11 protein-coding genes are annotated in these 8,946 nt (G+C 68.0%); 10 read left to right on the forward strand and 1 reads right to left on the reverse strand.

The window, feature by feature from the left end; translation table 11 throughout:
- Positions 1-30 precede the first annotated feature (30 nt).
- The 8 genes from AU198_RS26470 to AU198_RS17440 all read left to right on the forward strand — a co-directional run bounded on the left by AU198_RS26470 (position 31) and on the right by AU198_RS17440 (position 6,208).
- Positions 31-219, forward strand: a complete 189-nt coding sequence (locus tag AU198_RS26470; RefSeq protein WP_197416148.1) for a hypothetical protein — start codon at positions 31-33, stop codon at positions 217-219.
- The gene (gene yczE, locus AU198_RS17410) at positions 212-958 is read left to right on the forward strand and encodes a membrane protein YczE (protein ID WP_064349668.1); all 747 of its coding nucleotides are present in this window, start codon (positions 212-214) and stop codon (positions 956-958) included. Before AU198_RS26470 ends, yczE begins: the two co-directional genes overlap by 8 nt.
- A complete protein-coding gene (locus AU198_RS17415; protein WP_064349670.1) occupies positions 916-1,758 on the forward strand; it encodes an ABC transporter ATP-binding protein in 843 nt (280 codons plus the stop codon). The genes yczE and AU198_RS17415 overlap by 43 nt, the downstream gene beginning before the upstream one ends.
- Positions 1,755-2,624 carry an NUDIX hydrolase gene (locus AU198_RS17420; RefSeq protein WP_064349672.1) on the forward strand — a complete coding sequence of 290 codons (870 nt, stop codon included), beginning with the start codon at positions 1,755-1,757 and terminating at the stop codon, positions 2,622-2,624. The genes AU198_RS17415 and AU198_RS17420 overlap by 4 nt, the downstream gene beginning before the upstream one ends.
- Positions 2,621-3,268: an enoyl-CoA hydratase gene (locus AU198_RS17425; protein WP_064349673.1), complete on the forward strand. Its 648-nt coding sequence runs from the start codon at positions 2,621-2,623 to the stop codon at positions 3,266-3,268. The genes AU198_RS17420 and AU198_RS17425 overlap by 4 nt, the downstream gene beginning before the upstream one ends.
- 11 nt (positions 3,269-3,279) lie before the next feature.
- On the forward strand, positions 3,280-4,284 hold the full coding sequence (locus AU198_RS17430) for a class I SAM-dependent methyltransferase (protein ID WP_064349675.1): 1,005 nt from the start codon (positions 3,280-3,282) through the stop codon (positions 4,282-4,284).
- A 2-nt stretch (positions 4,285-4,286) separates the two neighbouring features.
- Positions 4,287-5,450 carry a class I SAM-dependent methyltransferase gene (locus AU198_RS17435; protein ID WP_064349676.1) on the forward strand — a complete coding sequence of 388 codons (1,164 nt, stop codon included), beginning with the start codon at positions 4,287-4,289 and terminating at the stop codon, positions 5,448-5,450.
- Between the two features lie 65 nt (positions 5,451-5,515).
- On the forward strand, positions 5,516-6,208 hold the full coding sequence (locus tag AU198_RS17440; RefSeq protein WP_064349678.1) for an esterase: 693 nt from the start codon (positions 5,516-5,518) through the stop codon (positions 6,206-6,208).
- Between the two features lie 22 nt (positions 6,209-6,230).
- Here AU198_RS17440 and AU198_RS17445 read toward each other — a convergent pair whose 3' ends face one another.
- Positions 6,231-7,547: an outer membrane protein assembly factor BamB family protein gene (locus AU198_RS17445; RefSeq protein ID WP_064349679.1), complete on the reverse strand. Its 1,317-nt coding sequence runs from the start codon at positions 7,545-7,547 to the stop codon at positions 6,231-6,233.
- An 80-nt stretch (positions 7,548-7,627) separates the two neighbouring features.
- Here AU198_RS17445 and AU198_RS17450 point away from each other — a divergent pair, with 80 nt between their 5' ends.
- Together AU198_RS17450 and AU198_RS17455 are read left to right on the forward strand one after the other, a co-directional pair.
- Positions 7,628-8,365, forward strand: a complete 738-nt coding sequence (locus AU198_RS17450) for an acyltransferase (RefSeq protein ID WP_064349682.1) — start codon at positions 7,628-7,630, stop codon at positions 8,363-8,365.
- 249 nt (positions 8,366-8,614) lie between these two features.
- Positions 8,615-8,946, forward strand: a 332-nt coding sequence (locus tag AU198_RS17455; RefSeq protein WP_197416146.1) for an IniB N-terminal domain-containing protein, incomplete at its 3' end; no start/stop codon positions are given.

Below are 8,946 nucleotides of genomic sequence, written 5' to 3' on the forward strand. Positions count from 1 at the left end.
GCAGGCCAGTATGGCTTAACTGGCTATTGAATGGCAAGCCAGTTCGCCGCAACCATGGAGTTCATGAGCTTGAACTGGATACCTCGCCTGAGCCGCCGCCTCGCCTCGACCCTGGCGTGGCAGCCGCCGGTCGCGCGCGCCGACTACGACGACCGCGACGCCGAACGCATGGCCCGGGAACTCGAACTCATCAAGGTGCGCTTCCCCCACCATGCGTAGGGGCGTGGTCCGCAGCCTCGTTCTCATCGTCGGGTTGACCGGTTACGGCCTCTCGATGGCGGTCATGGTTCGCGCCGGGCTGGGGCTGGATCCCTGGGACGTCTTTCATCAGGGGCTGGCCCGGCACACCGGGATGACGATCGGCCTGGCTTCGGCGGTCGTGGGTGTGGTCGTTCTGCTGGCCTGGATTCCGCTGCGGAACCGGCCCGGCGTGGGCACCGTGGCCAATGTCGTCGTCATCGCGGTCACCGTCGACGCCGGCCTGTGGTTGCTGCCGACGCCCACGTCGATGCCGCTGCGCATCGCGCTGATGGTGGGCGCGGTGGTGCTCAACGCCGTCAGCACCGTGCTCTACGTGGGAGCCGGCCTCGGGCCGGGTCCGCGCGACGGGCTGATGACCGGTCTGGTCGAACGCACCGGCCTGTCGGTGCGTCTGGTCCGCACCTCGATCGAGGCGACGGTGCTGGCGGTCGGTTGGCTGCTGGGCGGCACGGTTGGGGTCGGGACCGTCATCTACGCGTTGGGGATCGGCCCGCTGGTGCAGTTCTTCTTGAAGATCACGCCGAGGAGGGTGGTGGAGGTCAGCGGGTGGGCTTCCGTCGCCGAGGCTCGCCGCAGGCGCGCGGTCGATTTGGGTGTGAAATCGATCGCTGGCCGAACGGAATCACGCACAAGTGGCCTGTCTACGATGGGCGAGTGCCCACCGCCGAAGGAGATGCAGCCGACCCCGATGTGCTGATCGACTTCGCGAAGGTGTCGTTGCGGCGCGGGGGACAGACCCTGATCGGACCCATCACATGGGCGGTCGAACTCGACGAGCGCTGGGTGGTCATCGGGCCCAACGGCGCGGGCAAGACCTCGCTGCTGCGCATCGCCGCCGCCCTCGAGCACCCGTCCACGGGGACGGCGTACGTGCTCGGTGAACGGCTGGGCCGAACCGATATGTCCGAACTGCGCTCGCGGGTCGGTCTGAGCAGTTCGGCGTTGTCGCAGCGGGTGCCCGACGGTGAGGTGGTGCGCGATCTGGTGGTCTCGGCCGGCTATGCGGTGCTGGGCCGCTGGCGCGAGGCCTACGACGACGTCGACTACGAGCAGGCGGTCGACATGCTCGAGAGCGTCGGCGCCGAACACCTGGCGATGCGCACATACGGCACGCTGTCCGAAGGTGAACGCAAGCGCGTGCTGATCGCGCGGTCGATGATGACCGACCCGGAACTGCTGTTACTCGACGAGCCCGCCGCGGGACTGGACCTCGGCGGACGCGAGGAACTTCTGGCCCGGCTCGAGGATTTGGCCGCCGACCCGGACGCCCCGGCGATGGTGTTGGTGACCCACCACGTCGAGGAGATCCCGCGCGGCTTCTCACACGGACTGATCCTGTCCGAGGGCAAGGTGATCGACTCCGGGCTGTTGCCCGATGTGCTGACCGCCGAGAACCTCTCCAAAGCCTTCGGCCAGGCGATCACGCTCGAGGTCGTGGACGGGCGGTATTTCGCGCGCCGTGCCAGGAGTCGGGCCGCGCACAGGAGACGAGCATGACCGAAGAAACAACCGAACAGCCAGCCGAACAGCCACTGACCCCGCGGCCCGCCTCGACCGTGATGCTGATCCGCGACAGTCGGGAGGGACACGCGCGAGGAGTTGAGGTCTTCCTGATGCGGCGGCACTCGGCGATGGATTTCGTCGCCGGCGTCATGGTGTTCCCCGGCGGCGGTGTCGACGATCGCGACCGCAACGCCGACATCGACTGGTTCGGTCCCGAACCCGACTGGTGGGCAAAGCGTTTGAACGTGGAGCCGAACCTGGCGCAGGCACTGGTGTGCGCAGCGGCACGGGAGACCTTCGAAGAGTCCGGGGTGTTGTTCGCCGGCGCCGCCGACGACCCGGACGTCCTGGTGGACGACGCCTCGGTCTACCACGAGGCGCGCGCCGCGCTGGTCAACCGGTCGCTGTCGTTCGCCGACTTCCTTCACCGCGAAAAGTTGGTGCTGCGCGCCGACCTGCTTCGGCCATGGGCCAATTGGGTGACGCCGAAGGAAGAACGCACCCGTCGCTACGACACCTACTTCTTCGTCGGTGCCCTGCCGGAAGGTCAACGCGCCGACGGCGAGAACACCGAGACCGACACGGCCGACTGGATCACCCCGCAGCAAGCGCTTGACGATTTCGCCGCCGGCCGGACGTTCCTGCTGCCTCCGACATGGACTCAGCTGGACTCGCTCGCCGGCCACACCGTCGCCGAAGTACTTGCGGTGGAACGTCAGATTGTCTCCGTCACACCGCATCTGGCGGCAAACAAGGACACCGGCAACTGGGAGATCGAGTTCTTCGACAGCGACCGGTACAACGCCGCCCGCAACCGCCGCAGCCCCGAAGGCTACGGGTCCGACGCGCGCCAAGCATGAGCGAGTTCGTCTCGGTCCACACGAGCGGTGAGCATTCGGGTATCGCCACGCTGCTGCTGTCGCGGCCGCCGACCAATGCGCTCACTCGGCAGGTCTACCGCGAACTGGCCTCTGCCGCGCGAAGCATCGGCGATCGCGACGACGTCCACTCGGTGATCGTGTACGGCGGCCACGAGATTTTCTCGGCCGGCGACGACGTCCCGGAGCTGCGCACCCTCAACGCCGAAGAAGCCGACACCGCCACGCAGGTTTGCCGCGAGGCCGTTGACGCCCTGGCGGCCATCCCCAAACCCACCGTCGCGGCGATCACCGGTTACGCGCTGGGTGGCGGGCTGACGCTGGCGCTGGCGGCCGACTGGCGGGTCAGCGGCGACAACGTCAAGTTCGGTGTGACGGAGATCCTCGCCGGGCTCGTGCCCGCGGGCGGCACCTCCCGACTGGCCCGCGCCGTCGGCCTGAGCAAGGCCAAGGAGCTGGTCTTCAGCGGCCGGTTCATCGACGCCAAGGAAGCGCATGCGCTGGGACTCGTCGACCAGATGGTGGCGCCCGACGGGGTCTACGACGCCGCGCTGGCCTGGGCGCAACGGTTCGTCGAGCACCCACCCCAGGTACTGGCTGCGGCCAAGGCGACGTTCGACCTCTAGGCTGCGCTGTTATGGACGTGAAGGAACCCGGCGCTCTAAAAGACGTCGCCGCCGAGCCGGCTCCGAATCCGCACGCCACCGCGGAACAGGTGGAGGCGGCCCGCCACGACTCCAAACTGGCCCAGGTCCTCTACCACGACTGGGAAGCCGAGAGCTACGACGAGAAGTGGTCGATCTCCTACGACAAGCGCTGCCTCGACTACGCCCGCGACCTGTTCGACGCGACCGTTCCGTTCTCCGAGCAGCGCAAGCTGCCCTACGACCGGGCGTTGGAGCTCGGATGCGGCAGCGGGTTCTTCCTGCTGAACTTGATCCAGGCCGGCGTGGCCCGGCGCGGCTCGGTGACCGACCTGTCACCGGGCATGGTCAAGGTCGCCACCCGAAACGGCGAGAACCTCGGCCTCGAGATCGACGGTCGAGTGGCCGACGCGGAGGGCATCCCGTACGACGACGACACCTTCGACCTGGTGGTCGGTCACGCCGTGCTGCATCACATCCCCGACGTCGAACTGTCGCTACGCGAAGTGGTGCGGGTGCTCAAGCCGGGCGGCCGGTTCATCTTCGCCGGCGAGCCGACGAACGCGGGGGAGAACTACGCCCGCCCGCTGTCGACGCTGACCTGGCGGGCGGTGACCAATCTGACGAAGCTCCCGGGACTCTCGGGTTGGCGTCGTCCCCAAGCCGAACTCGACGAGTCATCCCGCGCGGCCGCATTGGAGGCGGTCGTCGACCTGCACACCTTCTCTCCGGGCGATCTGGAGCGCATGGCGCACAACGCAGGCGCCGTCGAGGTCTCGACCGCCACCACCGAATTCACCGCCGCAATGCTGGGCTGGCCGTTGCGCACCTTCGAGGCCGCCGTCCCACCCGGCCGATTGGGTTGGGGCTACGCGAAATTCGCATTCCACAGCTGGATCACGTTGAGTTGGATCGACGCCAACCTCTGGAGCCGCGTGGTGCCGAAGTCCTGGTATTACAACGTCATGATCACAGGGGTCAAGCCCGCCGCGACGTGACAGTGGCATTCGGCGTCGAGGACGTCGACTACCTGCGCAGCGCGGCCGGCATCGACGCTCTGCGGGAAACCGCCACGTTGCCGTTGACCGCCAAGACGCTGGTCGCCGATATCGCCTCGGCGCGTGCGCGTTTCGGTGATCATGCCGCCGTGCTGGTCGAGACCACGCTGCTGCGTCGCAAGGCGGCGACCAAGCTCTCGAATCCGGACACCTGGCTGTTCACCGACGATGCCCTCCAGCAGGCCACCGCCGAACCGGTCGCCCGGCACCGCGCCCGCCGGCTCAGCGGAGCCCGAGTGCACGACGCGACTTGCTCGATCGGCACGGAGTTGGCCACGCTCCGCGAAACCGCGGACCTCGTGATCGGCAGCGACATCGATCCGGTCCGGATCGCGATGGCGCGCAACAACGTCGAGGGTGTGGACCTTTGCCGCGCCGACGCCCTGCGGCCCATCACGCATGGCACGGTCGTTGTGCTCGACCCGGCCCGTCGTAGCGCCGGGCGCCGCCGGTTCGACCCGCGTGACTACGTGCCCCCGCTCGACGAGTTGCTCGGCGTGTACCGTCACCGTGAGATTGTCGTAAAATCCGCTCCCGGAATCGATTTCGATGCCGTGAGACGGCTGGGCTTCGAGGGTGAAATCGAGGTGACCTCTCTGGCGGGCAGTGTGCGTGAAGCGTGCCTGTGGTCGGCCGGGCTCACCGAGGGCGGGGTCCGGCGCCGGGCGTCATTGCTGGACAGCGGCGAACAGATCACCGACGCCGAACCCGACGACTGTCCGGTGGCGCCCGCCGGGCGGTGGATCGTCGACCCGGACGGCGCCGTCGTGCGCGCGGGCCTGGTCCGCCACTACGCCGCACGGCACGGGCTGTGGCAGCTCGATGCCGCCATCGCCTACCTGTCGGGCGACCGGCTTCCGCCCGGCGTACGCGGTTTCGAGGTACTCGAGGAAGTGGCATTCAGCGACCGGCGTCTGCGGCAGGCGCTCGCGGCGCGTGACGTCGGCGCAGTGGAAATCCTCGTGCGCGGTGTCGACGTCGGCCCCGACGCGTTGCGACAGCGGCTTCGCCTGCGCGGCTCACAGCAAGCCTCGGTAGTGATCGTCCGCATCGGGGCCGGAGCCGCAAGCCGGGCAACGGCATTCATTTGTCGTCCGTCGCGCTGACCGTCCACGTATCCTTGCGGGACGCGCCGGTATCCAGGCCGGCGCCGGCTGCGAGGACGTCGACGATGCGCAATTTCGGGTGGACCGCTCTGTTCGCGGTGGCCGCCGTCACGGGCGCCATCGCCAGCCCCGCGGCCGCCGCCCAGCCGGGGTGCGCGGACCTGCAGGGCACGGTGGGACCCGATCAGATCTGCCGGGTGCAGGTCGAAAGACCGAACTACAGCTTCGAATTGAGTTTCCCCAACGACTATCCCGACCAGGCGCCGCTGGTGGCCTACCTCACCCAAGCGCGTGACGGGTTCGTCAACGTCGCCGAGAATCCGGGCGCGGGCAGGCTGCCCTACGAACTCGACGCCGAAGGCACCGGCTACCGATCCGGACCGCCGACCACCGGCACCCGCAGCGTGGTGTTCACCGTCTGGCAGAACGTCGGCGGGGTGCGTCCGCAAACCTTCTACCAGTCGTTCAACTGGAACCTGGCCACGAATGCGCCGATCACTTTCGACACCTTGTTCAAACCGGGCTCCGAACCGATGGACGTGATCTACCCCGAAATCGATCGATACCTGAAGAAGCAGGGCATGATCGCCCCGGTTCCGCCGGGCGAAGGTACCGATCCCGCGAACTACCAGAACTTCGCTCTGACCGACGATTCGCTGATCTTCTTCTTCAGTCAGGGCGGGCTGTTCCCCGAATCGGCGGGCCCGGTTCAGGCGACGGTGCCGCGCGCGGCGGTGGCGCCGATGCTCGCGCTGTAGGAGTCAGGTCCGCGCCGTGCGCTTACGCCGGCGCGAAGCCGTACACCATGCCGTCGCTGGTGGCGGTGACCACGCGGCGGTCTTTTCCGACGGAGACGCCGACCGGCCACCCCGTCGCCCTGGGCAGCGGATAGCGGTTGACGGTGCGCCCGTCGGCGGGATCGAAGACCAGCAGCGCCTGCCCGGCATCCTCCCCGTCGCCATCGCGGACGACGGTGTAGCCGACGTCGGCACCGGATCGACTCGACGTCGACAGCGGCGTGAGGTCGTCGCGGGTCCACTGCACCTCGCCGCGATCGCCCTCGTCTTTGATGCCGATCAGCTTCGCCCCGGGCCCGCCGCCGGCGACGATCAGCCCGTCGGGCGACACGGAGGGTGGGGTCTGGGCGAGGTAGTCGAGCGGTACCGACCACTTGGCCTTGCCGTCGGCGGCGTGGAGCGCCCACAGCCGGTCGTCGCGTCCGTTGACGTAGACGGTTGATCCGTCGGCTGAAAACACCGGGCTGGCAAGGGGTCCGCCGCCGACGGCGTCGCTGGTCCACTCGCGGGTCAGAAGCGGCGACTGCCCGGGCCGGTAGCGCAGGCCCACGAGGATGGGCGCGTCGGCTCCGGGCTCCCACAGCGAGAGGACGATGGTGCCGCTGGCGGAGGCGAACGCCGGTGCGGCGGCCACCGGGCAGCGGGGGCGAGCCGGCCGGCAGTCGGCGAGCCCGCGCTCGGCGTCCTTCGGATCGACACCGGCCACCAGGTCGAGCGGGCTGCCTTCGACGGTGCCGCGGTGGGCGTCGAAAACCAGCACCTGGCCCAGATGCGTCACGACCAGCAGGTGGCCCGGGCTCAGGATCCGCGCTGTGGTCGGCATCCCGATGACCGGTTGACGCCAGCGGATCCACTGCGTCGGCGGGAACGACAACATGGCACCGGGCTGTCCGACGTAGAGGTTGTCGAAGCCATCAAAGAGAGGACTGGAAAGGGGGCCTCCCGGTCCCGGACCCTGTACGAGGCGGGTGCACCAACGTTGCCGCGCCTTGTTGTCGGCCTCCCACACCATCAGCGAGCACCCGTCGGGGGTCTGCGCGTTGACGGCCAGATGGCTGCCGGAGCCGAGTGCCACCGCGGCGGCGAGGTCGCCCTTGACCGACCGCGCCCATTCCAGGCGCAGCGTGTCGGCGCCCGCGACCGGTTGGTAGCTGCTGTTGGCGGCGTCGCCGTATTGGGCTGCCCAGCCGTCAGCGGCCTTTGCGTCGACCCAGGAGACGGGGTCCTGGCAGCCCGCCAGTGTGGCCGTGATCAGCGCTGTTACTACTGACGTCGCCAGCACGGTCAATCGCCGGAACACTCGATCCTTCCCGTTCCTCGTCATCGGTCCACGTGAGGGTAACCGTTCCGGAGGGGAACCCTCGCGTAGGCTTTCCGGCCATGACGACCATGTGGGGCGCGCCGCTGCACAAGCGCTGGCGAGGGTCGCGACTGCGTGACCCGAGGCAGGCGAAGTTCCTGACCCTGGCGTCGCTGAAATGGGTGCTGGCCAACCGCGCCTACACCCCGTGGTACCTGGTGCGGTACTGGAGACTGCTGAAGTTCAAGCTGCGCAATCCGCACATCATCACGCGGGGGATGGTCTTCCTCGGCAAGGGCGTCGAGATCGAGGCGACGCCGGAGCTGTCGACGATGGAGATCGGGCGCTGGGTGCACATCGGCGACAAGAACACCATCCGCTGCCACGAAGGTTCGCTGCGGTTCGGCGACAAGGTGGTGCTCGGCCGCGACAACGTCATCAACACCTACCTCGACATCGAGTTGGGTGATTCGGTGCTGATGGCTGACTGGTGCTACATCTGCGATTTCGACCATCGCATGGACGACATCAATGTGCCGATCAAGGATCAGGGAATCGTCAAGGGGCCGGTGCGAATAGGGCCTGACACCTGGGTCGGCGTCAAGGTCACGGTGTTGCGCAACACCACGATCGGGCGTGGTTGCGTGCTCGGATCGCATGCGGTCGTGCGCGGCGACGTGCCCGACTTCTCGATCGCGGTCGGCGCGCCCGCGAAAGTGGTCAAGAACCGTCAACTCGCATGGGAGACATCGGCGGCGCAGCGCGCGGAACTTGCCGCGGCCCTCGCCGACATCGAGCGCAAGAAGGCCTCCCGCTAGCGTTTCGTTTCTGCGCGAGCGACCGTGTCTGTGCACGACGCGCCGCTGGATTACGACACTCTGCGGACGCTCGTCGCCGTTCGGCGACCGCAAACCGCCCCCTAACCCCCTAACAGGGGCATGCGCCCACCCTGTATCCGTGTGCGATGGGTAGGGGGCTTCGACCCGTTTTCGCGGCGTCCGCGGATCCATAACGTTCGCATCAGTTCGCCGGAGGTCGGCGACCAGACATCCGAAAGGACAACGGAGATGAACGTAATCGACTGGATTCTGAACCTGTTCCGCGACGAGGTCTCGGCTCAGGCCTTCGTCGACGACCCGGAACGCGCCATGTGCGGTGCCGGCGTGCAGAACGCGTCGGCGGCCCAGCTCCAGCACGCGGCCGCCGCGGTGGCGCCTGCGGCGGTGGTGCATGGTGGTGGTGATCCGGTGGTGGGTTTGCAGCAGGCGGTGGCCCAGACTCACGGGATTGCGTTCACCCCGCAGCGCCAGACCGAGGCGTTCTCCAACAACGACACGCTCAGCCACAACGACACCCGGTTCTTGAGCCCGGAGACCAACACGGTCAACCATGCCGGTGG

It is taken from the genome of Mycobacterium sp. GA-1199 (assembly GCF_001500045.1).
Lineage (GTDB): Bacteria > Actinomycetota > Actinomycetes > Mycobacteriales > Mycobacteriaceae > Mycobacterium.

What these genes read in the sequence shown, in the direction of transcription:
- AU198_RS17420 (WP_064349672.1), top strand. Translation starts at nt 1,755, where the DNA reads ATGACCGAAGAAACAACCGAACAGCCAGCCGAACAGCCACTGACCCCG.
- yczE (WP_064349668.1), top strand. Translation starts at nt 212, where the DNA reads ATGCGTAGGGGCGTGGTCCGCAGCCTCGTTCTCATCGTCGGGTTGACC.
- AU198_RS17440 (WP_064349678.1), top strand. Translation starts at nt 5,516, where the DNA reads ATGCGCAATTTCGGGTGGACCGCTCTGTTCGCGGTGGCCGCCGTCACG.
- AU198_RS17425 (WP_064349673.1), top strand. Translation starts at nt 2,621, where the DNA reads ATGAGCGAGTTCGTCTCGGTCCACACGAGCGGTGAGCATTCGGGTATC.
- AU198_RS26470 (WP_197416148.1), top strand. Translation starts at nt 31, where the DNA reads ATGGCAAGCCAGTTCGCCGCAACCATGGAGTTCATGAGCTTGAACTGG.
- AU198_RS17430 (WP_064349675.1), top strand. Translation starts at nt 3,280, where the DNA reads ATGGACGTGAAGGAACCCGGCGCTCTAAAAGACGTCGCCGCCGAGCCG.
- AU198_RS17450 (WP_064349682.1), top strand. Translation starts at nt 7,628, where the DNA reads ATGACGACCATGTGGGGCGCGCCGCTGCACAAGCGCTGGCGAGGGTCG.